The sequence below is a fragment of the Streptomyces sp. CA-135486 genome (assembly GCF_050936555.1).
Taxonomy (GTDB): Bacteria; Actinomycetota; Actinomycetes; order Streptomycetales; family Streptomycetaceae; genus Streptomyces.
In genome coordinates, this window is record NZ_JBNJMM010000001.1 from 3,029,916 (window position 1) to 3,054,262 (window position 24,347).

Genomic DNA, 24,347 nt, shown 5'->3' on the forward strand with positions numbered 1-24,347 from the left:
CGGGCAGCCAAATGTCAGTGGGGGCGGGTTTACTGGGGTGCATGACCACGGCACGGCACCTCGACACGATCGATTTGCTGCGTTCCCGGGGGTTCCCCGCGGAGCCCGGCCCGTCGGACGTCGGCACTGAAGGCCCCGGCTTTCACATAGCGGTGCTGAACGGACAGTGCGGCGAGGTCGCCGACCGTGACGGGGACGCGGACGCCGCGGCGGAGCAGCGGGGAGCCGAGCACGAGGCTCTGCTGGATGCGCTCACGGAGCGCTGGGGTGAGCCGGACCTCTTCAGTCTCGCCAGTGCACAGCTGCGAACCGAGGCGGACGACGAGGAGGTGCCGGAGCCGTGGCGGCGGCTCGGGGTGGTGCTGGACTGGCTGCACCTGTGGCGGATCGAGGGCCGCTGGATAGCGGTCGGGCTGTCCGGGCATCAGCTGCTGGCCGTGGTCACCGACGCAGACCCGCCCTAGCCAGCTGTCGTCAAAATGGGCAGCCTCGGCGTCGCCCGCCGGCCTTGGGCAAGCAGGTCTACAAGCGCCGCAACGTCGTGGAACGGTGCTTCAACCCCTCAAGCAGTGGCGAGGCATCGCCACCAGGTACGACAAGGCCGCCCGGTCCTGCCAAGCAGCCGTCACCCTCGCATCGCTCCTCATATGGGCGTGCACTTTGACGGCAACTCCTAGCCGGCCAGGGCAGCGTCAAGCATCCGGCGGGCGACCGCCGTGAGTTCCGCCAGGTCGGGCGCGGGCCGGGTGCGGGCCATCCCGCCGGCGAGGCGGTCGAAGAGCAGGCCTTCGGTCCAGGCGACCAGCAGCTCGGCGGCCTCCCGGGGCCGGGCGGCGCCCAGCGCCGTGAGAATGGCGGCCGCGCGGGCGCGGGCCGCCAGGCCCGCCCGATGGAGGGCCGACTCCAACTCCGGTGTGCGCGCAGCCTCAAGGCTGAGCTCGTAGCGGGCGAGTTGGCGCTCGCGGCCCGTGGTCAGCCAGCGGTGCAGCAGCGCCCCGAGCGAGGCTGCGGCCTCCTTCCGCGAGACCGGCTGCCTCAACTCGATGTCGTCCAGGTCCAGTTCCGCGATGCGCGCATAGCATGCGCCAATCAGCGCCGTACGCGTGCGGAAGTAGTACGACGTACTGCCCGCGGGCAGCCCCGCCGCGGTGTCGATCGCGCGGTGCGTAAGCCCCCGCAGGCCGGCCGCGGCCACGGTGGCGATCGCGGTGTCCGCGATGAGGGTGCGGCGGTCGGGGCTGGACATGCCCTCACTCTACAGTTGTAGAGTGAGGGCTCTACACCTGTAGAGGATGCCTGAACCGAACGGAGAGGTGTTCCATGCCGAAACGTCACGCGGTGGTGGTCGGGGCCGGAATAGGCGGCCTCACGGCCGCCATCGCACTGCACCGCCGCGGCTGGCACGTCACCGTCTGCGAACGCGCCCCCGAACCCCCCACCACCGGCGCCGGCATCGGCCTCGCCCCCAACGCCCTGCGCGCGCTCGACACCGTCGACATCGACGCCGCCCACGCCGCCGGCAGCGCCGTACCCACAACGATGGGCCTCCGCCGCTCCGACGGCCAGTGGCTCACCCGGACCGACACCGCCGACATGGCAGCCCGCTACGGCATGCCCCCGATCGCCGTCCCCCGCCCGGCCCTGGCCGCCGTTCTGGCCGCCGCCCTGCCGCCGGAGGCCCTCCGCTACGGCACCGCCGTGACCGCCGTCGACGACGCCGCGGGCCGCCCGACCATCCGTACGGCAGTCGGCCCGGACCTTCCCGCCGATCTGGTCGTCGCCGCCGACGGCATCCACAGCCCGCTGCGCCGCGCGTACTTCCCCGCCCACCCCGGCCTGCGCTACATCGGCGAGACCGCCTGGCGGACCATCGTGGACGCCCCGGACCTCCGGATACCAGCCATGAGCGAGACCTGGGGACGGGGGGAGCGGTTCGGCGTGGCCCCGCTCTCCGACGGCCGGTTGTACCTCTACGCCACCGCGGTCGTCCCGGCCGGCACCCGGTCGGCCGACCACCGCGCCGAACTCCGCCATCGCTTCGGCTCGTGGCACGACCCGATTCCGGCCCTGCTGGACCGCGTCGGCCGCCTCGACCCCGCCGACGTCCTCCGGAACGACCTCTACGATCTGGCCGCCCCGCTCCCACGCATGCACCACGGCCGGATCGCCTGGCTCGGCGACGCCGCCCACGCCATGGCCCCCAACCTCGGCCAGGGCGGCTGCCAAGCCATCGAGGACGCGGTGGTCCTCGCCCACCTGCTGCCCGCCGGTGACAGCGGTGACAGCTCAGACTCCACCCCGGCCGCCCTCGCCGCATACACCGCCGCCCGCCGCGACCGCACCGACGCCGTGCGCGCCCGCGCCCGCCGGGTCGGCCGCCTGGGCGCCCTCCGTAACCCGCTCGCGGTGGCGGCCCGCGACCTCGCGGTCCGTGCCACCCCTGCCCGCCTGGCCCTGCGCGGCATGGACGACCTGTTCAACGGCTTCCGCCTCCCCGGGTAGCAGGGCCAGGCGCGGGGAGGTCAGAAGGCGTCGTCCCGCGCCGCGGCGCGCAGCCGGGCGAACTCCTCCGCCATCGTCTGTGCGGTCCAGTGCGCATTGAGCCCGCTGGGATTGGGCAGCGCCCAGATCCGCGAATCCCCGACCGTGCGCTGCTGCGGCCCGATCTTCGCCTTCTTCTCGCCGAAGGCCGTGCGGTACGCGGTGATGCCCACGACCGCCAGCCACCGCGGGTGCAGCCGCTCCACCTTCGCCGTCAGCAGCCGTCCGCCCTCGCGGAACTCCTCGTCGCTCAGCTCATCGGCGCGCGCCGTCGCCCGCGCCACCACATTGGTGATGCCCAGCCGCAGGCCCAGCAGCTTCTGCTGCTCCGCGGGCTTGAACTGACGCGGTGTGAAGCCCGACAGATGCAGGACCGGCCAGAACCGGTTGCCGGGGCGGGCGAAGTGATGGCCCGTCGCCGCCGTCATCAGACCGGGGTTGATGCCGCAGAAGAGCACGGAAAGACCGCCCGCGACCACATCCGGAACGATGCGGTCGCGGGCGGCCTCGAGCTCTTCGGGGGTCAGAGGATCGACCCCGGGGTGTAGCCCGCGGCCTCCGGTTGCTGTTTGGCGATCTCCTCGACGCGCGAGACGACCGACGCGACCTGGTCGCCCGCCGCGCCCGTGAAGGACAGCTTGTCGGCCATCAGCGCGTCCAACTGCGCACGGTCCAGCGGAATCCGCTCGTCCGCGGCGAGCTTGTCGAGCAGCTCATTGCGCTCGGCACCCTGCTCACGCATCGCAAGCGCCGCGGCCACCGCGTTCTCCTTGATGGCCTCGTGCGCGAGTTCGCGGCCGACCCCGGCCCGTACGGCGCCCATCAGCACCTTGGTCGTGGCGAGGAAGGGGAGGTACCGGTCCAGCTCACGGGCGACGACAGCGGGGAACGCGCCGAACTCGTCGAGCACCGTGAGGAAGGTCTCCAGCAGGCCGTCGAACGCGAAGAACGCGTCCGGCAGCGCAACGCGGCGCACCACCGAGCAGGAGACGTCGCCCTCGTTCCACTGGTCGCCCGCCAGCTCGCCCGTCATCGACGCGTAGCCGCGCAGGATGACCATCAGGCCGTTGACGCGCTCGCAGGAGCGGGTGTTCATCTTGTGCGGCATCGCGGAGGAGCCGACCTGGCCCGGCTTGAAGCCCTCGGTGACCAGCTCGTGCCCGGCCATCAGCCGGATCGTCTTGGCGAGGGAGGACGGCGCCGCGGCCAGCTGCACCAGCGCCGAGACCACGTCGTAGTCGAGGGAGCGGGGGTAGACCTGGCCGACCGAGGTGAAGGCGTTCGCAAAGCCCAGGTGCCCGGCGATGCGCTGCTCCAGCTCGGCGAGCTTCGACGTGTCACCGCCCAGCAGGTCGAGCATGTCCTGCGCGGTGCCGACCGGGCCCTTGATGCCGCGCAGCGGGTAGCGGCCCAGCAGGTCCTCGAGCCGTCCGTACGCCACCAGCAGCTCGTCGGCCGCGGTCGCGAAACGCTTGCCCAGCGTGGTGGCCTGCGCGGCGACGTTGTGCGAGCGGCCGGCCATGACCAGCTCGGCGTACTCACCCGAGAGCTTGCCCAGCCGGGCGAGCACCGCGACCGTGCGGTCCCGCATCAGCTCCAGCGAGCGCCGGATCTGCAGCTGCTCGACGTTCTCGGTCAGATCGCGGGATGTCATGCCCTTGTGGACCTGCTCATGGCCCGCGAGCGCGTTGAACTCCTCGATCCGCGCCTTCACATCGTGGCGGGTGACCTTCTCACGCTCGGCGATGGAGGCGAGGTCGACCTGGTCGAGCACCCGCTCGTAGTCGGCGATCGCGGCCTCGGGCACCTCGATGCCGAGGTCCTTCTGAGCGCGCAGCACCGCGAGCCAGAGCTGACGCTCCAGCTTCACCTTCTGCTCGGGGGACCAGAGGACGGCGAGCTCCGCGGAGGCGTAGCGGCCGGCCAGGACATTGGGGATGCGAGGCTTCGCAGGAACGGCAGTCACGTATCGAGATTCTACTGGCGGTTTCTGCAGGCCAGCGCCGCGGTCCGGGTTGTACGTTGCTACGAGAGCGGCGATGCACGGGGCCGGACCCCCGGAGCCGGTGCCGTCCCTAGACCGCCGGCGGCTCGTACGGGAGCAGTTCGGGCCGCTTGGCCGGCCGGCCGTCGCCCGACGAGCGGCCCGTCAGGCGGCGCCCTATCCACGGTCCCAGATGCGTGCGCGCGAACCGCAGATCGCCGACCCGCCGCGCCGCCCAGCCCGGGCGCATCGCGGCCGGCAGCAGCGCCTGCCAGTCGTCCTCGGCGGCCAGGCCGAGCCTCTGCCAGACGGCCTCGGCGACCCGCCGGTGCCCGTCGGCCGTCAGATGCAGCCGGTCCACGTCCCACATCCGCTGATCGGCGAGCACCTCGGAGCCGTAGAGGTCGACGACCAGGGCGTCGTGCCGGGCGCCCAGTTCGTCGACGAATCCGAACAGCTCCTCCATGCGGGGGCGGAATCGTTCCATCACCGGCCCGTTGCGGCCCGGGCTGCGCATCAGGACGAGCTGCCGGCAGGACGGTCGCAGCTTCTCCACGGCCTCCTCCAGGAGCCCGCGCACCCGCCCCATGTCGCACGTGGGCCGGAGCGTGTCATTGAGCCCGCCCACCAGCGTGACCACATCGGCCTGCATGGCGGCCGCCGCAGCCACCTGCTCGTCGACGATCTGGCCGATGAGCTTGCCGCGTACGGCGAGATTCGCGTAACGGAAGCCCGGCGAACGGGCGGCCAGCCGGCCCGCGAGCAGATCGGCCCAGCCGCGATACGAACCGTCCGGCAACAGATCGGACATGCCTTCGGTGAAGGAATCACCGACCGCGACAAAACTGGTGTAACTGGCATTCATCTCCATGGCGGAGAGATCCTACCGCGCGGTAAGGTCCCTCGGTTCCGTACCGGGAGGGGAGCTCTGTGAGTGACGCACTGCTGAACGCCCTGGCCGAGGCACTGGCCGATCTGGTGACCACGATCGACACCTGCGACGACGATGTTCTCGACCCCGACACCGCGGTGAAATGGCTGGAGACGACCGGTTATCTCCTCGACCGGCTTCCGCCCGCCGACCGACGGACCCTCTCCCTGCTGGTGCGCCGGGCCGCCGCGCGCCGGCCCGAGGGAGCCTGGCGGGACGATCTGCTGCGCCTTCCCGAGGGCTTCGGCCTCGACGACGACCAGCACGAGCGGTACTGCGACGTCATCGAGCAGCTGGAGAAGCGATTTGTCGAGACGGTACGGGACGTGGATCCGGCCACGCCCGTGCCGAGCTGCCCCGGCTGGACCTTCGCCGACCTCGTCAGGCACCACGGCACCACGCACCGCTGGATGGAACATCTCGTACGGACCCGGGCCGCCGAGCGCGTCTGGTCGCGGGACGTCCCGCTCGAACTCCCCGGGGACCCGGCGGCGTATCCGCAGTGGCTGGCCCACAGCGCCCAGGTCACGCTGCGCACCCTGCGCAGTGTCGACCCGGAAACCCCGATGTGGTCCCACGGCGCCGACCAGCGGGTGCGCTTCTTCCCGAGGCGGCTGCTCTTCGAGGCCGTCGTCCATCTCGCCGACGCCGAACTGGCTCTCGGTTTCGATCCGCGTATCGCGGCGGGCACGGCCGCCGACGGCATCGAGGAGTTCCTGGAGAACCTGCCGTACTACACCTGGATCGCCGGGCCGGTCGCCGCCCTCGCCCGGGGCTCGGTCCGGCTGACGGCCATGGACACCGGCGCCGCCTGGACGATCGGCTTCGGCGAGGACGGCTTCTCCTGGACCAAGAGCGAGCGGGAGGCGTCCGCGGCCGTCGAGGCGACGGCGGGCGATCTGCTGCTGCTCGTGTACGGACGCCTCCGGGCGGACGACGCGCGCCTCGGCATCAGCGGGGACCGCGCCGTTCTCGACGCCTGGCTGGCGGCCACCGCGTTCTAGTTCTGCCGCCGGGGCTGTCGCTACGGCGCGTTCCGCAGTATGTCCAGTACATGTTCACCGCAGACTTCTGGAAAGCCACCGCGGAGCGCGCCGTGCGCACCTTCGCCCAGTCCCTGGTCGCCGTGCTGACAGCCGGTGCGACGAATCTCTTCGACGTCGAATGGCAGGCCGCACTCGCCACCGCGGGCCTGGCCGCCCTTCTCGCCGTACTCACAGCGATCGGCACGGCAACATCCGGACGGCCCGGCCCGGGTCTCACCGAGACCACGGAACGGTCCGCCGGCGCAAGCACGGTGAGCCGGCCGGGCCGGCCGACGAGCTAGCCGGGCCCGCCGTCCCGTCAGCGAGCCTCCCGACCGGGCATGCCCACCAGTTCGCGCAGCACGTCCTCCATCGTCACAAGGCCGACCGGTGTGCCGTCCTCGTCCAGCACCGCCGCGAGGTGCGTACGGCTGCGCCGCATCGCCGTGAGCACATCGTCGAGCGGTGTCTCCGCCCGCACCCGTGCGATCGGGCGCAACGCCGTGACCGGGAACGGCATATCCCGCCCGGTGGCGTCCAGCGCGTCCTTCACATGCAGATACCCGAGGATCCGGCGGCCCGAGTCCACCACCGGGAAGCGGGAGAACCCGGACTCGGCAGCCAGCAGCTCCAGCTGCGCGGGCGTCGTTTCGGTGCGCGCGTACACCACGCGCTCGACCGGCATCACCACATCCCGCACCGGCCGGCGGCCCAGCTCCAGGGCGTCGCGCAGCCGCTCGGCGGACCGGCCGTCGAGCAGCCCCGCGTTGTCCGCGTCGCGCACCATCCGGGCCAGCTCGTCGTCCGAGAACGTCGCCTCCACTTCGCCCTTCGCCTCCACCCGCAGCAGCTTCAGCAGGCCGTTGGCGAGGGCGTTGACCGTGAAGATCACCGGCCGCAGCCCCCGAGCCAGCGCGACCAGCGGCGGGCCCAGCATCAGCGCGGTGCGCGTGGGTTCGGCCAGCGCGATGTTCTTCGGGACCATCTCGCCGAGCAGCATGTGCAGATACGTCGCCACGGCCAGCGCGATCACGAACGAGATCGGGTGGATCAGGCCGTGCGGCACGCCTACGGCGTTGAACACCGGCTCCAGCAGATGCGCGATGGCGGGCTCGGCGACGATGCCCAGCACCAGGGTGCACAGCGTGATGCCGAGCTGCGCGGCCGCCAGCAGCGCGGAGACATTCTCCAGGCCCCACAGGACGCTGCGCGCCTGCCGGTTCCCGGCCTCCGCCTCCGGCTCGATCTGGCTGCGGCGTACAGAGATCAGGGCGAACTCCGCGCCGACGAAGAAGGCGTTGACCACCAGCGTAAGGAGGCCGATGAGGAGTTGGATCGCGGTCATCGTCCGGCCTTCTTTGTGTCGTCGGTGTCGTCGTCGGACGGCGGGGGCGCATGCAGCAGCACCCGCGCCGCACGCCGCCCGGAGGCGTCCACGACATCGAGCCGCCAGCCCGCGAGTTCGATCCGGTCGCCCTCGGCGGGGATCCGCCCGAGCTCGGTGGCGAGCAGGCCGGCGAGTGTCTCGTACGGTCCTTCCGGCACCCGGAGTCCGATGCGCTCCAGCTGGTCGGTCCGGGCCGCGCCGTCCGCCGACCAGAGAGTGCGCCCGTCGGCGTCCTCGCCCGCCGGAGCCAGGTCCGGCGTCTCGTGCGGATCGTGCTCGTCGCGCACCTCGCCGACGACCTCCTCCACGATGTCCTCCAGCGTCACGAGACCGGCCGTACCGCCGTACTCGTCGACGACGATGGCCATCGTGTTCTTCCCGGAGAGCCGGTCGAGGAGACGGTCCACGGTCAGTGGCGCCGGTACGAGCAGTGGCTCGCGCAGCAGCTCGGAGACCGGGTGACGCCTACGGCGTTCGGCCGGGATCGCGAGGACGTCCTTGATGTGCGCTATGCCGATGACGGTGTCCAGGCTGCTCCGGTAGACGGGGAAGCGGGACAGGCCGGTCGCGCGGGTGGCATTGGCGACGTCCTCGGCGGTGGCCTGCACGTCGAGGGCCGTGACCTGGACCCTGGGGGTCATCACGTTCTCGGCGGTCAGCTCGGCCAGTTTGAGGGTGCGTACGAACAGCTCGGCGGTGTCCGCTTCCAGCGCGCCCTCCTTGGCGGAGTGGCGGGCCAGGGCGACCAGTTCCTTCGGGCTGCGGGCGGAGGCGAGCTCCTCGGTCGGTTCCATGCCGAGCCGCCGCAGAATGCGGTTGGCCGTGTTGTTGAGGTGGCTGATGAAGGGCTTGAAGGCGGCGGTGAAGACCCGCTGCGGTGGGGCCACCACCTTGGCCACGGCGAGCGGGGACGAGATGGCCCAGTTCTTCGGGACCAGCTCGCCGACGACCATCAGCACGATCGTGGACAGCGCGGTGCCGATGACCAGGGCGGCTGACGACGCCACCGAAGGCGAGACGCCGAGCGCCTGCAGGGGGCCGCGGATCAGCTTGGCGATGGACGGCTCGGAGAGCATGCCGACGACCAGGTTGGTGACGGTGATGCCGAGCTGGGCGCCGGAGAGCTGGAAGGTGAGACTGCGCACGGCCTTGAGGGCGCTGGCCGCCCCGCGCTCGCCGCGCTCGGCGGCCCGCTCGAGTTGGCCGCGCTCGACGGTCGTGAGGGAGAACTCCGCCGCGACGAAGCCGCCGCAGGCGAGCGCGAGCAGCACTGCCACACAGAGGAGGAGCACTTCGGTCATCGGTTCACCTCCGTCCCATGATCGGGCAGGGGCAGGAGGAACGCTCGATGTCTGCTACTGGGAGGCTCGCCCATGGGCGGACGCTCACACCTTTCATAGGGACTGTGTCTTCCCGGGGACAACCCTCGGACACCTGGCGGCGAAGAGCAGGGGGGGCCGAACTGTCCACCCATGGTAAAGGACAGGCAAAGGCGCCTCTTAGGTGAACGGCTTCACCCAGCGCCGCCAGTGGTCCTCGCGGTGGTACCCGGCCGAGGCCCACGCCCGCTGGGCCTGCTCATTGACCTCCAGCACCATCGCGTCTCCGCGCCTGCCGCCCACCGCCATGAAGCGCTTCTCGGCGGCCTGGAGCAGTGCCGTCGAAATACCCTGCCGTCGATGCGACGGCAGGACGGCGAGCCGGTAGAGCGAGCAGCGCCACCCGTCGTATCCGGCGATCACCGAGCCCACCACCCGGTCCTGGGACTCGGCCAGGATCAGCGCCTCGGGATCGCGCTCGATGAGGCTCCTGACCCCGGCCACGTCGTCCGTGATGCTCGTGCCCTCAGCCGCCTCCTTCCAGAAGCGGAGAACGGTCTCGGCCTCCTCGGCCACGGCGGTGCGTATCTGCAGGTCGATCATGGCCCGAAGCCTATTCGGGCGCGCGGCTACTCGTGCGCGATGGCCGCCAGCACATTCATCCGCGAGGCGCGCAGTGCCGGGAGCACCGCGGCCGCAAGGCCCACGACGACCGAGCCCACCACGACCGCGATCACCGTCCCCCACGGAATGGCGAACGCCGTCAGCCCCTCCAGCGCAAGCACCTGCTGCACCGCCACACCCCACACCATGCCCAGGGCCAGACCCAGCAGCGCACCGAAGACCGCGATCACGACGGATTCCAGCCGGATCATGCGCCGCAGCTGAACCCGGGAGAGACCGATCGCCCGCAGCAGACCGATCTCCCGGGTCCGCTCCACGACCGACAGGGCAAGGGTGTTGACCACCCCCAGGACGGCGATCACGATGGCCAGGCCCAGCAGCGCGTACACCAGATAGAGCATCACGGAGATCTGCTGGCGGATCAGCTCCTTGTAGTCGGCCTGGTCCCGCACCTGTACCTGCGGATAGGGGTCCAGTGCCCTCTCCAGGTCCTTGCGCAGCTCCTTGGCGTCACTGCCGCCCGCGGCGTTGACGTACAGCGCCGCGTCCTGCCCGCCCGGCAGATACTTCTCCACCGTGCCGAGCCCCATGAACAGGCCGCCCTCCATCCCCGGCCCGCCACTCTGGTCCATGTCCGTGAGCGCTGCGACCGTCAGCCGGGCCCTGCCTCCGCCCGCGAACTCGGCAGGCAGGACCGACCCGACGCGCACCTTGTGCTCCTCGGCGTATCCGCGGTCCATCGCGATGCTGCCGGGCGCCAGCGCGGCCGCGGTGTTCCCGCTCGCGTAGGTGATGTGCGCGGCCTCGTCCAGTTGCGGGTCATAGCCGGCGGCGGTCGACTCCACCCGCTTCCCGTCGGGCAGATTCAGCGCGAGCGGCGCGAAGCGCTGCCGTACGACGGTGCCCGCGCTGGCGACGTCCTTCACCTTCTCGGTGATCTCCTGCGGGAAGGGCTGGAAGTTGCTGTTCTGTACGACGAAGTCGGCGCCCAGCGTCTTGTCGATCTGGTGGTCGAAGGACTTGGTCATCGAGGCGCTGGCGATCGAGAGCCCGCCGACCAGCGCCAGGCCCACCATCAGCGCGGCCGCGGTGGCGCCGGTGCGCCGCGGATTGCGCAGCGCGTTGCGCTGGCTCATCCGGCCGACCGAGCCGAACAGTTTGGGGAACGCCCCGCCCAGCACCCGGATCACCGGCCGCACCAGCAGCGGCCCCGCCACCACCGTCGCGATCAGCGTCAGCACCACGCCGAGACCCAGCAGCGAGCCGGCGGTCGCGGTCTTCTCGCTCACCGCGCAGCCGGCGAGGGCGCCCGCGCCCGCCGCCGCGATCACGGACCCGGCGATCGCCCGAACCGTCAACGGCCGCCCCACGCCCGCGACTTCGGCATCGGCGAGCGCGGCCATGGGGGAGACCTTGGCCGCCCGCCGGGCCGGCAGATAGGCGGCCACGAACGTGACACCGAGCCCCACCGCATACGCGGACACCGGGGTCGCGACCTTCACCACCATCTCGGCGGCGCTGAGATTCATGCCGAGGAGACCCATCAGCTCGATCAGTCCGGCCGCAAGCCCGATTCCCGCGGCCAGTCCGAGCGTCGAGCCGACAAAACCCAGCAGCAGTGCCTCGGTGAGCACCGAGCGCCGCACCTGGCGGCGGTCCGCGCCGAGCGCCCGCAGCAGTCCCAGCTCGCGGGTGCGCTGGGCGATCAGCATCGAGAAGGTGTTGACGATCAGGAAGATGCCGACCAGGACCGCGACGCCCGCGAAGCCGAGCATCACCCACTTGATGACATCGAGGAACCCGCCCAGCTGGGCGGCCGCCGACTTGGCCTGTTCGCCCGCGGTCTTGAGTTCGTACGCATCACCCAGCTCGGCCGCGATCCGCTGCTTGAGCGTCGCGTCGGTGACCCCGTCCGCGGCGTCCACCGAGATCGAGGTGGCAACCCCCGCCCGGCCCAGCAGCTTGGTCTGAGCGGTCGGAGTGTCCAGGAAGACCAGCGCGGCGCCGGGGTTGGTGGTGGTGAAGGTGGCGATGCCGACGATCTCGACCTTGAAGGAGCCGGGCTGCGCGAGAACGGTCAGCGTGTCCCCGATGTGCAGCTTCTTCTTGTCGGCCGTGTCCTTGTCGAGCAGCGCCTCGCCGGGGCCGTGCGGCGCGTGCCCGCTGGTCAGCTTCACCGGACTGCGTTCGGTGACATACCAGTTGGTGGCGATGGTGGGTGCGCCGGTCGTCGGCCCGACCGCCTTGTTGGCCGCGTCGACGACGGTGATGTTCTCCACGGCCGCGTCGACATGGGTGGCCTTGACGCCGTCGACCGGGCCGATCCGGCCGGCGAGTGAGGCCGGGACGGTCCGTACCACTCCCGTCGGCAGGCGCTCGTCGAGGCCCTCCTTGGGCGCGACGGTCACATCCGCCGATGTGGAGGCGAAGAGCCGGTCGAAGGTACGGGAAACGGTGTCCGAGAAGATCAGACTGCCGCTGACGAAGGCGACCGACAGCAGGACAGCCAGTGCCGACAGCAGAAGCCTGCCCTTGTGCGCGAAGAAGCTCCGCAGTGTCGCTCTGAGCACCGTGGCCTCAGCTCTTTCGCAGGGCGTCGAAGCGCTTCATGCGTTCCAGCACCGCCTCTGCCGTCGGTTCCTGCATGACATCGACGATGCGTCCGTCCGCGAGGAAGAGCACCAGATCGGAGTGGGCGGCCGCGCCCGGGTCGTGGGTCACCATGACCACCGTCTGCGCCAGCCGGTCGACGGCTTCGCGCAGGAAGGCGAGCACCTCGGCGCCCGCGCGCGAGTCGAGATTTCCGGTCGGCTCGTCCGCGAAGATCAGCTCGGGACGGGAGGCCAGCGCGCGGGCGCAGGCGACGCGCTGCTGCTGCCCGCCGGAGAGCTGGGCGGGCCGGTGCCCCAGCCGGTCGCGCAGCCCTAGCGTGTCGATGACCTGCTCCACCCACTCGCGGTCCGGCTTGCGCCCGGCGATGTCCATGGGGAGCGTGATGTTCTCGGCGGCGGTCAGGGTGGGCAGCAGATTGAACGCCTGGAACATAAAGCCGATCCGGTCCCGGCGCAGCCGGGTGAGCTCGCGCTCCTTCAGAGAGGTGATCTCCGTGTCGCCGAGCCAGACCTGACCGGCGGAGACGGTGTCGAGACCGGCGAGGCAGTGCATCAGGGTCGACTTGCCGGACCCGGAGGGACCCATGACCGCGGTGAACCGGCCGCGCGCGATGTCGACGTCGACGGCGTCCAGGGCGCGCACGATCGTCTCCCCGCTGCCGTACGCCTTGGTCAGGCCCCGTGCCCGGGCGGCGAGGGGCGCGTCCGCCGACTGGTCGTGGGTGGGTGCTGTGGCAGGTGTGGACAAGGCCGCCTCCCGGGTCGTGGCCGCTCCCTCTCCCGTACAGGATGCGAGGGTAGATCGGGCTCGCGCACGTCGGTATCCCTCGTAGGTCCGGTCCTCACGGTTGATGTAAGGGGCACGGGATGGTTGGCGGGCACGCTCCGGGTCCTCTTGCCGATGCTAGCACCGACGCGCTAGCTTGAAATGTGGCCAAGACTCAGCTGAACGTGAGAGTGGACGAGACAACCGCGGAGGCCGCGCGCCAGCGGGCCATGCAGCGCGGGATGAGCGTGAACCGCTACATCGAGGAGCTCGTCAAGCAGGACGCGGGCGAGGTGGGACGCACCTTCGTCGAGGCGGCGTCGGACTTCATGAAGCAGTACGAGTCCGTGTTCGCCGAGGAGTTCGGCGAGCTCGGCACGGACGAGGGCACGGGCGGCGGCGGCGCGCATACGGTCGGCGGACGCGAAGGCACCCGTTGAGTCTTCAGATCGACCTCGCCTGGCTGCTCATGGTCGCCGAGCACAAGACCCCCGGCGATCCGCAGGTCACCGACTGGGGCGCGCTCGTCGCCGCCGTCAGCCGTCATGACGCCGAGATATTCGGCATCCCCGTCTACAGCGACCCGCACGCTCGGGCCGCCTCCCTGCTTCAGCTGCTGCTCCATGTGCCCGCGCTCGAGCACTCGAACGCGATGTTCGCTTCCGCTGTCGCGTACGGCTACCTGGTCGCCAGCGGACTGAAGGTCGTCACCTCGCCCGTGCAGGTACGGGACCTCGCCCGGCTGGTCAAGGAGGGCAAGGCGGACGTGCGGACCATCGCCGCGGAGCTGCGGCAGTGGAGCGAGTGATTCCTGTTGTACGGGATCACTGGAAGCCCTCCGTCCGGGCGGTGTGCCGGCCAGCTTGCGGTGCATGGCCCACCACCCCGCCCGACGAACTGGACAAGAAGAGGTAGTCCGCCGCCGCGGCCATTTGCCGGCTAGTGGGGGTCCGTGACGAAGGGGCGGCGGGCCACGCCCAGTACACAGGGGGACGAGGGCAGTCGCACACCGCCCTCCGGCACCTGGAGCCTGCGGTACGAACCGAGCTCGAAGCCCGCGGACTCGATCGCGGCGATGGTGTCCCGCGCGGTGTGGCAGCCGCCGAAGAGCAGCGGCCAGACCGTGCGGTCCAGCGCCCGCTGGGTCCTCGCCATGCCTCTGCTTTCGGCCAGCCCGTGCTCGAAGAACCGCAGTTCTCCGCCGGGCCGCAGGACCCGTCTGAGCTCGCCGAGCGCTCGCGGCAGATCCCGTACGGAACACAGCACGAGCGAGGCCACGGCGGCGTCGAAGGCCTCGCTCTTGACCGGCAGTGCCTCCGCCGCGCCCGGCACCACGTCCACCGGGACGTCCGCGCGGCGGGCGGCCTGCGTGGCCAGATGCCGCAGGCTGCGCTCCGGTTCAATCGCGACGACCTCGGAGACGGCCGACGGGTAGTGGGCGAAGTTCAGTCCGTTGCCCGCGCCGATCTCGATCACCCGGCCGGAGAGTCCGGACAGCAACTCCTTGCGGTGGTCGGCGATCTTGGCGTTCTTGTCCGCCACCACGCTGATTCTGGCGTAGAAGCGGGCGAAGAGCGGATGGTGCACGGCGTCCCGGGGCACTTTGGTGCGGCGCAGGGGCATTGCGACCTCCTCGGGGCGGCGGTGCACTCCACCGTCATTGTCCCCCTGGTCAGACGAAGCAGAACTCGTTCCCCTCGGGATCCGTCAGGACCTGGAACCGTCCGTGGTCGTCGGTGATGGCCGGTCCCATCCGTACGGCGCCGAGACCGACCGCCTCGTCGGCGGCCCGGTCGACATCGCCCGCGTCGAGATCGAGATGGAGCCGGTTCTTGACCGCCTTGCCCTCGGGCACGCGTTGGAAGGCGACGCGCACGAATCCGGGCGGATCGATGTACGACCAGTCGGCGCTGCGGTCTACGGGGTCCCCGCCGAGCAGGGCGGCCCAGAAGCGCACCAGCCGGGCGGGGTCGTGGCAGTCGAAGACGATCTCGTCGATTCGGGCTTGCACGGGCTCAGCGTACGGAGGCGGTGAACGCCTCGGCGTCCCAGTCGCCGCCGAGCGCGGGCGCGAGCCAACTGGCGGCCCGCGCCCGGAAGTCGGCGGGAGCCAGCGCTGGGGCCCCTTCCGGCACGGCTCCGAGAAGCGGCGCCCCTGCTGCCTCGGGCAGGTCCACGAGATTGCATCGCGCGGCCAGATCCGGCGCGGCGGGCCAGCTCCCGACGACCACGCCGAGCTGTTCCAACCTCCGCGCGCGCAGGGCCTCCGCGGTGAGCGTGGTGGAATTGAGCGTCCCCAGCCCGGCGGGCACGACGACGAGCACGGGCGCGCGGAGGAGTCCCGCGACATCGGCGAGCGTCGCCCCCTCCTCGTCGAACCGTACGAGCAGGCCGCCGGCCCCCTCGACCAGTACAAGGTCATGCTCCGTGGCCAGCTTCTCGACGGCCTCGACGACGTCCCGCGGCCGGACGGCGTCCATCCCGGCGCGCAGCGCGGCGGTCGCGGGAGCGAGAGGCTCGGGATACCGCGCGATCTCAACCCCGTTGACGTGTCCGGCGAGCCGCACGACCTCGTCCACGTCGCCCGCGTCCCCGGGGGCGACCCCGGTCTGCGCGGGTTTCACCACGGCCACGGACGAGCCTCGCCCTCGCGCGAGCGCGGCGATGGCGGCGGTGACGACGGTTTTACCGATCTCGGTCCCGGTCCCGGTGACGACGATGACTGCCATTGCTGCGCTCTGCCTTTCTGTTCACCTGCACGCCCTGCCGCGCTTCCCGTAACCGGGGGATCCGCCCCCGGACCCCCGCGCCTCAATCGCCGACGGGGCTTGAGTCAAGCCCGTCCGGGGCGGAGCCCCGGTCCCGGTCAGCCCGCGGACGCCGCCGCGCATACCGCCCGGCAGACCCGGGCAAGGTCCTCGTCCCCCGTCACATACGGCGGCATCACATACACCAGGTCCCGGAACGGCCGCACCCACACCCCCGCCCGCACCGCCGCCTCCGTGGCCGACGCCATGTTCACCTCGTGGTCCAGCTGTACGACGCCGATCGCCCCCAGCACGCGTACGTCCTTCACCCCCGGCAGCCCCTCCGCCGCGGCCAGCCCCTCTCGCAGGCCGGTCTCCAGGCGTTTGACCTCCTGCTGCCAGTCCTGCGCGAGCAGCAGATCGATCGAGGCGCATGCCACCGCCGCGGCCAGCGGATTGCCCATGAACGTGGGGCCGTGCGCCAGCACCGGGACCGCGCCGCGCGAGATGCCGTCGGCGACCTCCGCCGTGCACAGCGTCGCCGCCATGGTGAGATAGCCGCCGGTCAGCGCCTTGCCCAGGCACATCACATCCGGAGAGACCCCCGCGTGCTCCGCCGCGAACAGCGTGCCCGTACGGCCGAACCCCGTCGCGATCTCGTCGAACACCAGCAGTACCCCGTGCTCGTCGCACGCCTCCCGCAGCACCCGCAGATACGCGGGGGAATGGAACCGCATCCCGCCCGCACCCTGCACCACCGGCTCCACGATCACCGCGGCCAGCTCGTCCGCGTGCCGTGCGACAAGATCGCGCAGCTGCTGTGCGTACGACTCCTCGAAGCCCACCGGCGGCGCGTCCGCGAAGATCTGCCGCGGCAGCACCCCCGACCACAGCTCGTGCATGCCGCCCTGGGGGTCGCACACCGACATCGGCTGCCAGGTGTCCCCGTGGTAGCCGCCGCGCCAGGTCAGCAGCCGCTGCTTGGCCGGCCTCCCCACCGAGCGCCAGTACTGCAGGCACATCTTCACCGCGACCTCGACCGAGACGGAGCCCGAGTCGCAGAGGAAGACATGCCGCAGCGGCTCGGGCGTGATCTCGACCAGCCGGGCGGCGAGCCGCACGGCGGGCTCGTGCGTGAGCCCGCCGAACATCACATGGCTCATCCGCTCCAGCTGGCCGCGCGCCGCCTCGTTGAGGACAGGGTGGTTGTAGCCGTGGATCGCCGACCACCAGGACGACATGCCGTCGATCAACTCGCGCTGCCCGTGAACCGGTTCGGCGAGCCGCAGCCGTACGCCGGCCGCGGACTGAACGATCAGCGGATCGGTACGGCCCGGCATCGGGCCGTACGGATGCCAGACGTGCGCCCGGTCCAGAGCCAGCAGCTCGCCCGGGCTGTAGCCGGACTCCTGTGCGGACTCAGGCATTGGGCGCGAGATCCGTGCCCGCGCCACGGCGGCGCACGGCGACCAGATCCGTACGCGCCGCGGGTACCTCGGCAACGGGCTCGGCGACCGTCTCACCGTCGCCGCACGGACCGCATCCGCCGGAGCCGGAGTGCGAACCGCAGCCACCCGCGAGCGCGTCCGCGCGGTGCTCCGGCAGCGTCGTCGTGTCCGTGCCCTCCACCTCGAAGCCCGCGTCCGCGATCATGTCGAGGTCGGCCTTGCCCGCCTGGCCCTCGCTCGTCAGATAGTCGCCGAGGAAGATCGAGTTGGCGAGGTTCAGCGCGAGCGGCTGCATCGAGCGCAGATGCACCTCGCGACCGCCCGCGATCCGCACCTCCACATCCGGGCAGACGAACCGGACCATCGCCAGAATCCGCAGACAGCGCTGCGGGGTGAGGTTCCACTCCTTGGCCAGCGGGGTGCCCTCGAAGGGGATCAGGAAGTTGACCGGCACCGAGTCGGGGTCGAGCTCGCGCAGCGAGAAGACGACGTCGACCAGGTCCTCGTCGCTCTCACCCATGCCCGCGATCAGCCCGGAGCAGGCGGAAAGCCCCGCGGCCTGCGCCTGGTGCACGGTGTCCACCCGGTCCGCATAGGTGTGGGTGGTGGTGATGTCCCCGTATGTCCCCTCGGACGTATTGAGGTTGTGGTTGTACGCATCCGCGCCCGCGGCCCGCAGCCGATCCGCCTGTCCGCCCGAGAGCAGCCCGAGACAGGCACAGACCTCGACGCCCTCGTTCTGCTCCTTGATCGCCTCGATCGTCTTGGAGACCCGGTCGACGTCCCGGTCGGTGGGACCGCGACCGCTGGCGACCAGACAGACCCGCTTCGCCCCGCCCGCGACACCCGCGGCGGCCGCCTGCGACGCCTCGTCGGGCTTCAGCCAGGTGTACTTGAGGATCTCGGCCTTGGAGCCGAGCCGCTGGGAGCAGTACGAGCAGTCCTCGGGGCACAGCCCCGACTTCAGATTGACGAGATAGTTCAGTTTCACCCGCCGCCCGAACCACTGGCGGCGGACCTTGCCGGCCGCGGCAACCACTTCGAGCAGTTCGTCGTCGGAGGTCGCCAGCACGGCGAGCGCTTCTTCACGGGTCGGCAGCTCGCGCCGCAGCCCCTTCTCCACCAGCGTGTTCAGCAGGTCCATGGCGCCGATCCTGACGTACGGCACACGCCGCGGCCAAGGAGGAACCACACAAGAGACCGTGTTTGAGGTGTGTGCATGGCCACATCCGTTCCTCGAGTGACCCCGGTTAGGGTCTGTGCGCTGCCTACAAAAGGACCGGACCACCATGCCCCAGGATCCTTTCGACTGGATCGACGACGAGTCGCGCCGCCGTGAGCGCGCGGGCCTCGTGCGTACGCTCCGGCCGCGCACCGCCGAGTCCGAACTGCTGGATCTCGCCAGCAACGACTATCTGGGCCTCACCCGCCGTCCCGAGATCACCGGCGCCGCTGCCGAAGCGGCCCGCCGCTGGGGAGCCGGGGCCACCGGCTCCCGGCTGGTCACGGGCAGCACCGCGCTGCATGCCGAGCTCGAGCGGGAACTCGCAGCGTTCTGCGGCTTTGAGGCCGCCCTGGTGCTGTCCTCCGGCTATGCCGCGAATCTCGCCGCGGTGACCGCGCTCAGCGGCCGCGGCTCACTGATCGTCTCCGACGCGGGCAACCATGCCTCCATCGTCGACGGCTGCCGGCTCTCGCGGGCCGAGACCGCGATCGTGCCGCACACCGACGTGGAAGCGGTACGCAAGACGCTCGACGCGCACCCCGGCCGGCGGGCTCTCGCGGTCACCGACTCGGTCTTCTCGGTGGACGGCGACGCCGCGCCGCTGGCGGGCCTCGCTCAGGCCTGCGGCGAGCACGGCGCGGCCCTGCTTGTCGATGACGCGCACGGTCTTGGCGTGCTGGGCGACGGCGGCCGCGGAGCGCTGAACGCCGCCGGCATCGCGGGCGCCGCCGGCGTCGTCGCCACGCTCACCCTCTCCAAGTCGCTGGGGAGCCAGGGTGGAGCGGTACTGGGCCCTGCCCGGGTGATCGAGCACCTGGTCAACACCGCGCGCACCTTCATCTTCGACACGGGCTTGGCTCCCGCCGCCGCGGGAGCCGCGCTGGCGAGCGTGCGGCTGCTGCGCCGCGAGCCCGCGCTGGCCGACCGTGCCCGTACCGTCGCGGCGACGCTGCACCGCCGTCTCACAGAGGCGGGTCTTACCGCGGCACGACCCGACGCCGCCGTGGTGTCCGTACGGGCGCCGTCGCCGGAGGCCGCCCTGCGGTGGGCCGCGGACTGCCGGGACGCCGGACTTGTCGTCGGCTGCTTCCGCCCGCCGTCGGTGCCGGACGGCATCTCCCGGATCAGGCTCACCGCGCGTGCGGACCTCACCGATCGGCAGATCGACCAGGCGATCGCCACGATCACCGGGGCCGCGCCGACCGGATGACGGTCCATCGACGGTCAGTCGGTGGTCAGTTGACGGTCTCCTCGTGGATGGCCGTCAGGAAGCTGCTCCAGGCTCCCGGCGAGAAACGCAGGGCCTGCCGCCGGATGTTCTTGGAGTCGCGTACCGCGAGCGAGTCGTCGGGCAGCCGGGCCGCCTCGACGCAGTTGTTCATCCCCGTGCTGCGGCTGCTGCGCCGCCACCGTAATGCGTCGTGCGTGAGGCAATCGGACATGGGGGTGCCTCCCTATGCGCTGTCACTGATCCGGGCGATGAGATCCAATGAGTCCGCTGGTGACAGGGCGCGCGCCTGCATGATCTGGAAGGCGGCGCCGTACACCTCAAGGTCTTCTTTCCGCTCGAGGTAGAGGCTACTCGTCAAATGGTCGAGAACAACCACATCCAGATCAGAAGTGTTCGGAAATGAGAAGTTAACGAAAGGGCTCGTGAGCCCCGCATAGCCGCCGACCGAGAACGGCAGTACCTGGAGGTGCACATGGGGCAGTTGTGCCGTCTCTGCCAGCGACCGCAGTTGCTCCCGCATCACCCGGCCGCCGCCCACCTCGCGACGTAGCGCCGCCTCGTCGAGCACCGCGCTCAGTTCCAGGGGCTTGTCGCCCCACAGCACCGACTGACGCGTGATCCGCACGTCCACCAGCGAGTTGACGGTCGCCGCGGACAACTCCTCCAGGGCCGCACGGGTCACCGCACGCGCGTAGTCCGGCGTCTGCAGCAGTCCGGGCACGACCGAGGTCTCCAGCGTGCGCGCCGCGCAGGCCTGGGCCTCCAGAGAAATGAAGTCCCGGTACTCGGGCGGGATCAGCCCGCGGTATGCGTGCCACCAGCCGCTGCCCGCGCCGTCGGCCGCGTCCGCCAAGGTTTCGAGCAGCACACGCAGTTGAGGGTCGGCGACTTCGTACACATTCAGCAGCAGGGTCACATCCGCGGCCTTGACCCCGCTGGCGCCGGTCTCGATCCGGCTCACCTTCGACTGGTGCCAGCCGGCCGGCCCGCCGGCGTCCCTGCTGGTGAGACCGGCGTCCAGGCGCAACTTCCGCAGCTCCTCGCCGAGCTTGCGGCGGCGCACCGCGGGGACGTGCCGCATCTCGTGCTCCCTTCCGCGTCGATCAAAGCGAGAGGTGCGTCCAAATACGGTCTCGCGTAGCAGAGTTCACCGCTTTGAGCGACAGATATATGCATATCCTGGTGGATCCTCACCACCGACGGCGTGTTCAGTGGCACTCTGGCGCGAAGCACAATCCGTGGCCGTCCTCGCAATTCCGCTATGAGTCGGAGCCCGGCCCCGGTGGGAAAGGGACAGCTTCGCCATGGCAGATCACCAAGAAGCATCCGTCACTCTGCCGAGCGATCCCGCCTCGGTCTCCGCGGCCCGGCGGTACGCCACCCACGTCGTTTCCGAATGGGGCCTGCCGGATGAGACCGACGTCGTCGACACCGTCCGGCTGATCGTCTCCGAACTCGCCACCAACGCCGTCCAGCACACCTTCGGCCAGTCGCCGACCTTCACCGTTGACCTCCGTCTGGAGCGCGACGAGGAACTGCGCATCGGCGTGACCGACAGCCACCCGCGCTGGCCGCAGCGGCTGCCTGCCGCCGTCCGCCAGGACAACGGCCGCGGCATGGTCATCATCCGCAGCCTGACCGCGGAGTGCGGGGGACACCTCTCCGTCACTCCGACTGCGGACGGCGGCAAGACCGTTTGGATCGCCCTGCCGTGGACCGTGCCCGTGCAGAGCTGATCACGGCGTTGGCCGGTCGAGGACCGGCAGCGAGCCCGATGGCCTGATCGGGTGCCGACGCGGCGCTCCCGGCTCCGCCGATCGAGGACGCAGGGTGGGGCGCACGGCCGGCCCGGCCCTCTCGGCCCGGCCGTCAGCTTCCCGCGCGGCCGAACGCGCCGCGCAGCAGAGCCCGCAGTGACTCGGCCGCCGGGCCCGACTCCTCGCCACGGTGCGCCACCGAGATCGTCCGCCGGAACCCCGCCGACTCCAACTGACGTACGCCCAGCGGTGTCGCGGCCATCGCGGCGACCATCTCGGGCACCACCGCCACCCCGAGCCCCGCGCTGACCAGCGCGCACACCAGGGCATAGCCGGGTGACTCGCACACCACGGCCGGAGTTGCCCCGGCCCGTGCCAGGGCTGACTCCACACCTTTGCGGGGCGGGTGCGAGGGAGCGCTGCTGATCAGCGGCTGCCCGGCAAGATCGGCCACCGGCAGCCGGCCCGAGCCGCCCGCCAGCGCATGCCCGGGGGCCGTCACCAGGACCAACTCCTCGACCAGCAGGGGCTCCAGGATCACACCGGCGGGCGGCGGCGCAGGCTCGGCCGGTTCGTACGCATGCGTGAGCGCCAGATCCACCTCGCCGGCCGCGACCGCCAGGACCCCGGCCGGTGGTTCGTACTCCGCGACGGTGAGTTCCACATCGGGATGCGCCCTGCGGAACGCGCTCAGCACCGGGGGCAGCAGGTGGACGCCGACGGTCGTGAAGGTGCCGACCCGCAGCCGCCCTCCGGAGAGTTCGGACAGCCGGGACAGCTCATGACGCGCCCGGTCCATCTCGTCCAGCACCCGGCGGGCACGCCCTGCCAGCAGCTCGCCCGCGGCGGTCAGCCGCGCCCCGCGATGGTGCCGCACCAGCAGTACCGCGCCGGCCTCGCGCTCCAGCTTGGCCAGCTGCTGGGAGAGCGCGGGCGCGGTGTAGCCGAGGCGAGCGGCGGCGCGGGTGATCGAACCGGCCTCGGCGACCGCCACCAGGGCCGCCAGCCGTGTCGGGTCGTACATGCCACTCCCTCCTGCCGGCTCCTGCCAGGCTTAAGCATCGCTTTAGGCAGACCCAGAAGGTTGCAAGTACACGTTAAAGCCTGCGACGGGCCACGATGGTCGGCATGGACGCACAACTGGTCGCCTTTACCGGGGTCGCCGCGGGCATGGTCGCCATGCCGGGCGCGGACTTCACCGTCGTCGTACGCAATGCGCTCGCCTCCCGGCGCGCGGGCGTGGCCTGCGCTGCCGGCGTGGCCGGGGGGCTGCTCGTGCACACCGCGCTGGCCGTCGCGGGACTCGCCGCCGTCCTGGTCGCGGTCCCGGTGCTGTACCGCACGCTCCAGATCGCGGGCGGGGCCTATGTGCTCTACCTGGGTGTACGGGCGGTGCGCTCGGCGCTGCGTCCGGCGCTCGCCGTGCCGGATCCGGCGGGCGAAGCGGCCGGCGGCATGGGCCGGAGTCTGCGGCAGGGGTTCCTCACGAACGTCCTCAATCCGAAGGCCCCGGTCCTGTTCCTCAGCCTGCTCCCGCAGTTCGTGCCGGACGGTGCGCCGGTGCTGCCGCGGACTCTGCTGCTCGCCACGATCGTCGTCGTACTGGCTCTGCTCTGGTTCCCCGCGGTGGCGCTGCTGGTGGACCGCCTGGGGCAGTGGCTGCGCCGGCCGCGCACCACACGGGCCGTGGAAGGCGTCACCGGCGGGGCGCTCACCGCGCTCGGTGTGACTCTGCTGGCGGAGCCGCCGGCGCACTGACGCCGGGCGCTGGGCGCCGGGCGCCGGACCCGGACCCGGACGCGGTTCCGGTGCGGTCCCCGTGCGCCGACCGCCGGTGATGAGCGGCGATCGGCGCACCATCAGTCAACGGGCGTCAGCGCACCCGGCCGTACCAGACCTTCTTGCTCCAGATCTTCTCCAGTTTCACCCAGGATCCGGTCTTCGGCGAGTGCCAGATCTTGTTGCGGCCGGCGTAGATCCCCACGTGGTAGACGCTGCTGCCGGAGTGGAAGAAGACCAGGTCTCCCTGCTGCCGGGAGGAGGCCGAGATGTGGCGGGTCTTGTTGTACTGCTGCTGGGCCGTGCGTGGGAGCTTCTTGCCCGCCTTCTTGTACGAATAGAGCGTCAGCCCTGAGCAGTCGAACCGGCGGGGACCCGAGGCGCCGTACTTGTACGGCGCGCCCTTCTTCGAGGCGGCAACCTGCAGTGCCTTGCTCGCGTGGGTCGTAGCTGCGTATGCCTCTGTGGCTCCTCCCGGCGCCAGCAGCGAGCCGCCGACGGCGGCGAGGGTGAGGGCCGATACGGCGCCCGCCCGGCCCATCAGAAACGGGACATGAATCTGCGCAGTCATGCGCAACCCTTCGTCAGCCGCCTGTGAAGGGTGACCTGTCGGGTTCGGACGGACGAAGATGCCCGGCCGCGGCTGCGGCTTCACCCCAAGGGACTGCCGGCTTCCCGGCTGCCCCGTCGTGCTGGGTCCTCCACTCCTGCCGATGCACTCCTGTCGACCAGTCATCCGGAGCGGCGGCAGGACTCGGCGTCCGCCCGGACCGCCCCGCCGCGGTGGCGGGGGCTTGTCGTCCCAGGGATCTTGACCCAACTCATGCCGGATTTCCGAACTGAAACGGCAGTTTGTGAGCTTTACCACCACTCACCTGTTCGGGTGGACAGGGAAGTTTCGAGGGGTGGCAGGGGACGCCTGAGGACCCTTGCACCAGCGGTGGAATAAGTCATTCCGCCAAATCGGTAGC

The 24,347-nt window shown here is 71.0% G+C and carries 27 protein-coding genes and 1 riboswitch; of the genes, 9 read left to right on the plus strand and 18 right to left on the minus strand.

Annotation, left to right across the window (positions count from 1 at the left end; all coding sequences use genetic code 11):
- Nucleotides 1–41: 41 nt before the first annotated feature.
- Complete coding sequence (locus tag ACQEVG_RS13695) at nt 42–464, plus strand: hypothetical protein (protein ID WP_432982071.1); 423 nt, start codon at nt 42–44, stop codon at nt 462–464.
- A 209-nt stretch (nt 465–673) separates the two neighbouring features.
- On the opposite strand, the gene ACQEVG_RS13700 is transcribed toward ACQEVG_RS13695, so the two are convergent.
- The gene (locus tag ACQEVG_RS13700) at nt 674–1,246 is read right to left on the minus strand and encodes a TetR/AcrR family transcriptional regulator (RefSeq protein ID WP_432982074.1); all 573 of its coding nucleotides are present in this window, start codon (nt 1,244–1,246) and stop codon (nt 674–676) included.
- A 74-nt stretch (nt 1,247–1,320) separates the two neighbouring features.
- Between ACQEVG_RS13700 and ACQEVG_RS13705 the strand changes: the two genes are divergently transcribed.
- Complete coding sequence (locus tag ACQEVG_RS13705) at nt 1,321–2,502, plus strand: FAD-dependent oxidoreductase (RefSeq protein ID WP_432982077.1); 1,182 nt, start codon at nt 1,321–1,323, stop codon at nt 2,500–2,502.
- 20 nt (nt 2,503–2,522) lie between these two features.
- Here ACQEVG_RS13705 and mug read toward each other — a convergent pair whose 3' ends face one another.
- The 3 genes from mug to ACQEVG_RS13720 form a co-directional block, all read right to left on the minus strand.
- Nucleotides 2,523–3,068 (minus strand): G/U mismatch-specific DNA glycosylase, encoded by a 546-nt coding sequence (gene mug / locus ACQEVG_RS13710; protein ID WP_432985342.1) that lies wholly within the window; start codon nt 3,066–3,068, stop codon nt 2,523–2,525.
- On the minus strand, nt 3,065–4,507 hold the full coding sequence (gene purB, locus ACQEVG_RS13715; protein WP_432982080.1) for an adenylosuccinate lyase: 1,443 nt from the start codon (nt 4,505–4,507) through the stop codon (nt 3,065–3,067). The genes mug and purB overlap by 4 nt, the downstream gene beginning before the upstream one ends.
- Nucleotides 4,508–4,616: 109 nt before the next feature.
- The gene (locus tag ACQEVG_RS13720) at nt 4,617–5,396 is read right to left on the minus strand and encodes an SGNH/GDSL hydrolase family protein (protein ID WP_432982083.1); all 780 of its coding nucleotides are present in this window, start codon (nt 5,394–5,396) and stop codon (nt 4,617–4,619) included.
- 59 nt (nt 5,397–5,455) lie between these two features.
- Between ACQEVG_RS13720 and ACQEVG_RS13725 the strand changes: the two genes are divergently transcribed.
- Together ACQEVG_RS13725 and ACQEVG_RS13730 are read left to right on the plus strand one after the other, a co-directional pair.
- Nucleotides 5,456–6,460: a maleylpyruvate isomerase family mycothiol-dependent enzyme gene (locus ACQEVG_RS13725; RefSeq protein ID WP_432982086.1), complete on the plus strand. Its 1,005-nt coding sequence runs from the start codon at nt 5,456–5,458 to the stop codon at nt 6,458–6,460.
- Between the two features lie 50 nt (nt 6,461–6,510).
- A complete protein-coding gene (locus ACQEVG_RS13730; protein WP_432982089.1) occupies nt 6,511–6,783 on the plus strand; it encodes a holin in 273 nt (90 codons plus the stop codon).
- A 17-nt stretch (nt 6,784–6,800) separates the two neighbouring features.
- Here the strand turns inward: ACQEVG_RS13730 and ACQEVG_RS13735 are convergent, their stop codons facing one another.
- The 5 genes from ACQEVG_RS13735 to ACQEVG_RS13755 form a co-directional block, all read right to left on the minus strand.
- Entirely contained in the window at nt 6,801–7,826 is a 1,026-nt protein-coding gene (locus ACQEVG_RS13735; protein ID WP_432982092.1) for a hemolysin family protein, read from the minus strand.
- A complete protein-coding gene (locus tag ACQEVG_RS13740) occupies nt 7,823–9,169 on the minus strand; it encodes a hemolysin family protein (RefSeq protein ID WP_432982095.1) in 1,347 nt (448 codons plus the stop codon). The genes ACQEVG_RS13735 and ACQEVG_RS13740 overlap by 4 nt, the downstream gene beginning before the upstream one ends.
- A 198-nt stretch (nt 9,170–9,367) precedes the next feature.
- Nucleotides 9,368–9,790, minus strand: a complete 423-nt coding sequence (locus ACQEVG_RS13745; RefSeq protein WP_432982098.1) for a GNAT family N-acetyltransferase — start codon at nt 9,788–9,790, stop codon at nt 9,368–9,370.
- A gap of 26 nt (nt 9,791–9,816) precedes the next feature.
- Complete coding sequence (locus ACQEVG_RS13750) at nt 9,817–12,381, minus strand: FtsX-like permease family protein (RefSeq protein ID WP_432982101.1); 2,565 nt, start codon at nt 12,379–12,381, stop codon at nt 9,817–9,819.
- A 7-nt stretch (nt 12,382–12,388) separates the two neighbouring features.
- Nucleotides 12,389–13,171: an ABC transporter ATP-binding protein gene (locus ACQEVG_RS13755; protein WP_432982104.1), complete on the minus strand. Its 783-nt coding sequence runs from the start codon at nt 13,169–13,171 to the stop codon at nt 12,389–12,391.
- A gap of 182 nt (nt 13,172–13,353) precedes the next feature.
- Here ACQEVG_RS13755 and ACQEVG_RS13760 point away from each other — a divergent pair, with 182 nt between their 5' ends.
- Complete coding sequence (locus ACQEVG_RS13760) at nt 13,354–13,629, plus strand: antitoxin (protein WP_432982107.1); 276 nt, start codon at nt 13,354–13,356, stop codon at nt 13,627–13,629.
- Nucleotides 13,626–13,997 carry a fic family toxin-antitoxin system, toxin component gene (locus ACQEVG_RS13765; RefSeq protein WP_432982110.1) on the plus strand — a complete coding sequence of 124 codons (372 nt, stop codon included), beginning with the start codon at nt 13,626–13,628 and terminating at the stop codon, nt 13,995–13,997. The genes ACQEVG_RS13760 and ACQEVG_RS13765 overlap by 4 nt, the downstream gene beginning before the upstream one ends.
- Before the next feature lie 131 nt (nt 13,998–14,128).
- On the opposite strand, the gene ACQEVG_RS13770 is transcribed toward ACQEVG_RS13765, so the two are convergent.
- The 5 genes from ACQEVG_RS13770 to bioB all read right to left on the minus strand — a co-directional run bounded on the left by ACQEVG_RS13770 (nt 14,129) and on the right by bioB (nt 18,528).
- Nucleotides 14,129–14,812 carry a class I SAM-dependent methyltransferase gene (locus ACQEVG_RS13770; RefSeq protein WP_432982113.1) on the minus strand — a complete coding sequence of 228 codons (684 nt, stop codon included), beginning with the start codon at nt 14,810–14,812 and terminating at the stop codon, nt 14,129–14,131.
- 49 nt (nt 14,813–14,861) lie between these two features.
- On the minus strand, nt 14,862–15,200 hold the full coding sequence (locus tag ACQEVG_RS13775) for a VOC family protein (RefSeq protein WP_432982116.1): 339 nt from the start codon (nt 15,198–15,200) through the stop codon (nt 14,862–14,864).
- A 4-nt stretch (nt 15,201–15,204) separates the two neighbouring features.
- A complete protein-coding gene (gene bioD, locus ACQEVG_RS13780; RefSeq protein ID WP_432982119.1) occupies nt 15,205–15,918 on the minus strand; it encodes a dethiobiotin synthase in 714 nt (237 codons plus the stop codon).
- 137 nt (nt 15,919–16,055) lie between these two features.
- Nucleotides 16,056–17,363: an adenosylmethionine--8-amino-7-oxononanoate transaminase gene (locus ACQEVG_RS13785; RefSeq protein ID WP_432982122.1), complete on the minus strand. Its 1,308-nt coding sequence runs from the start codon at nt 17,361–17,363 to the stop codon at nt 16,056–16,058.
- Nucleotides 17,356–18,528, minus strand: coding sequence for a biotin synthase BioB (gene bioB, locus ACQEVG_RS13790; protein WP_432982125.1), 1,173 nt, complete (start codon nt 18,526–18,528; stop codon nt 17,356–17,358). The genes ACQEVG_RS13785 and bioB overlap by 8 nt, the downstream gene beginning before the upstream one ends.
- A 145-nt stretch (nt 18,529–18,673) precedes the next feature.
- On the opposite strand from bioB, the gene ACQEVG_RS13795 reads away from it, so the two are divergent.
- Nucleotides 18,674–19,819 (plus strand): 8-amino-7-oxononanoate synthase, encoded by a 1,146-nt coding sequence (locus ACQEVG_RS13795; protein WP_432982128.1) that lies wholly within the window; start codon nt 18,674–18,676, stop codon nt 19,817–19,819.
- 25 nt (nt 19,820–19,844) lie between these two features.
- Here ACQEVG_RS13795 and ACQEVG_RS13800 read toward each other — a convergent pair whose 3' ends face one another.
- Entirely contained in the window at nt 19,845–20,051 is a 207-nt protein-coding gene (locus ACQEVG_RS13800) for a DUF397 domain-containing protein (protein ID WP_432982131.1), read from the minus strand.
- Nucleotides 20,052–20,063: 12 nt separating this feature from the next.
- A complete protein-coding gene (locus tag ACQEVG_RS13805) occupies nt 20,064–20,921 on the minus strand; it encodes a helix-turn-helix domain-containing protein (protein ID WP_432982134.1) in 858 nt (285 codons plus the stop codon).
- A 223-nt stretch (nt 20,922–21,144) separates the two neighbouring features.
- On the opposite strand from ACQEVG_RS13805, the gene ACQEVG_RS13810 reads away from it, so the two are divergent.
- Nucleotides 21,145–21,576 carry an ATP-binding protein gene (locus ACQEVG_RS13810; RefSeq protein WP_432982137.1) on the plus strand — a complete coding sequence of 144 codons (432 nt, stop codon included), beginning with the start codon at nt 21,145–21,147 and terminating at the stop codon, nt 21,574–21,576.
- Nucleotides 21,577–21,709: 133 nt separating this feature from the next.
- On the opposite strand, the gene ACQEVG_RS13815 is transcribed toward ACQEVG_RS13810, so the two are convergent.
- Nucleotides 21,710–22,621, minus strand: coding sequence for a LysR family transcriptional regulator (locus ACQEVG_RS13815; RefSeq protein WP_432982140.1), 912 nt, complete (start codon nt 22,619–22,621; stop codon nt 21,710–21,712).
- Between the two features lie 104 nt (nt 22,622–22,725).
- On the opposite strand from ACQEVG_RS13815, the gene ACQEVG_RS13820 reads away from it, so the two are divergent.
- Nucleotides 22,726–23,355 (plus strand): LysE family translocator, encoded by a 630-nt coding sequence (locus ACQEVG_RS13820; RefSeq protein WP_432982143.1) that lies wholly within the window; start codon nt 22,726–22,728, stop codon nt 23,353–23,355.
- 115 nt (nt 23,356–23,470) lie between these two features.
- Here the strand turns inward: ACQEVG_RS13820 and ACQEVG_RS13825 are convergent, their stop codons facing one another.
- Nucleotides 23,471–23,947: a C40 family peptidase gene (locus tag ACQEVG_RS13825; protein WP_432982146.1), complete on the minus strand. Its 477-nt coding sequence runs from the start codon at nt 23,945–23,947 to the stop codon at nt 23,471–23,473.
- A gap of 3 nt (nt 23,948–23,950) precedes the next feature.
- Nucleotides 23,951–24,113: riboswitch (cyclic di-AMP (ydaO/yuaA leader) on the minus strand.
- Nucleotides 24,114–24,347 lie beyond the last annotated feature (234 nt).

What these genes read in the sequence shown, in the direction of transcription:
- ACQEVG_RS13695 (WP_432982071.1), top strand. Translation starts at nt 42, where the DNA reads ATGACCACGGCACGGCACCTCGACACGATCGATTTGCTGCGTTCCCGG.
- ACQEVG_RS13700 (WP_432982074.1), bottom strand. Translation starts at nt 1,246, where the DNA reads ATGTCCAGCCCCGACCGCCGCACCCTCATCGCGGACACCGCGATCGCC.
- ACQEVG_RS13705 (WP_432982077.1), top strand. Translation starts at nt 1,321, where the DNA reads ATGCCGAAACGTCACGCGGTGGTGGTCGGGGCCGGAATAGGCGGCCTC.
- ACQEVG_RS13720 (WP_432982083.1), bottom strand. Translation starts at nt 5,396, where the DNA reads ATGGAGATGAATGCCAGTTACACCAGTTTTGTCGCGGTCGGTGATTCC.
- ACQEVG_RS13730 (WP_432982089.1), top strand. Translation starts at nt 6,511, where the DNA reads ATGTTCACCGCAGACTTCTGGAAAGCCACCGCGGAGCGCGCCGTGCGC.
- ACQEVG_RS13735 (WP_432982092.1), bottom strand. Translation starts at nt 7,826, where the DNA reads ATGACCGCGATCCAACTCCTCATCGGCCTCCTTACGCTGGTGGTCAAC.
- ACQEVG_RS13740 (WP_432982095.1), bottom strand. Translation starts at nt 9,169, where the DNA reads ATGACCGAAGTGCTCCTCCTCTGTGTGGCAGTGCTGCTCGCGCTCGCC.
- ACQEVG_RS13745 (WP_432982098.1), bottom strand. Translation starts at nt 9,790, where the DNA reads ATGATCGACCTGCAGATACGCACCGCCGTGGCCGAGGAGGCCGAGACC.
- ACQEVG_RS13770 (WP_432982113.1), bottom strand. Translation starts at nt 14,812, where the DNA reads ATGCCCCTGCGCCGCACCAAAGTGCCCCGGGACGCCGTGCACCATCCG.
- bioD (WP_432982119.1), bottom strand. Translation starts at nt 15,918, where the DNA reads ATGGCAGTCATCGTCGTCACCGGGACCGGGACCGAGATCGGTAAAACC.
- ACQEVG_RS13785 (WP_432982122.1), bottom strand. Translation starts at nt 17,363, where the DNA reads ATGCCTGAGTCCGCACAGGAGTCCGGCTACAGCCCGGGCGAGCTGCTG.
- bioB (WP_432982125.1), bottom strand. Translation starts at nt 18,528, where the DNA reads ATGGACCTGCTGAACACGCTGGTGGAGAAGGGGCTGCGGCGCGAGCTG.
- ACQEVG_RS13795 (WP_432982128.1), top strand. Translation starts at nt 18,674, where the DNA reads ATGCCCCAGGATCCTTTCGACTGGATCGACGACGAGTCGCGCCGCCGT.
- ACQEVG_RS13800 (WP_432982131.1), bottom strand. Translation starts at nt 20,051, where the DNA reads ATGTCCGATTGCCTCACGCACGACGCATTACGGTGGCGGCGCAGCAGC.
- ACQEVG_RS13805 (WP_432982134.1), bottom strand. Translation starts at nt 20,921, where the DNA reads ATGCGGCACGTCCCCGCGGTGCGCCGCCGCAAGCTCGGCGAGGAGCTG.
- ACQEVG_RS13810 (WP_432982137.1), top strand. Translation starts at nt 21,145, where the DNA reads ATGGCAGATCACCAAGAAGCATCCGTCACTCTGCCGAGCGATCCCGCC.
- ACQEVG_RS13815 (WP_432982140.1), bottom strand. Translation starts at nt 22,621, where the DNA reads ATGTACGACCCGACACGGCTGGCGGCCCTGGTGGCGGTCGCCGAGGCC.
- ACQEVG_RS13820 (WP_432982143.1), top strand. Translation starts at nt 22,726, where the DNA reads ATGGACGCACAACTGGTCGCCTTTACCGGGGTCGCCGCGGGCATGGTC.
- ACQEVG_RS13825 (WP_432982146.1), bottom strand. Translation starts at nt 23,947, where the DNA reads ATGACTGCGCAGATTCATGTCCCGTTTCTGATGGGCCGGGCGGGCGCC.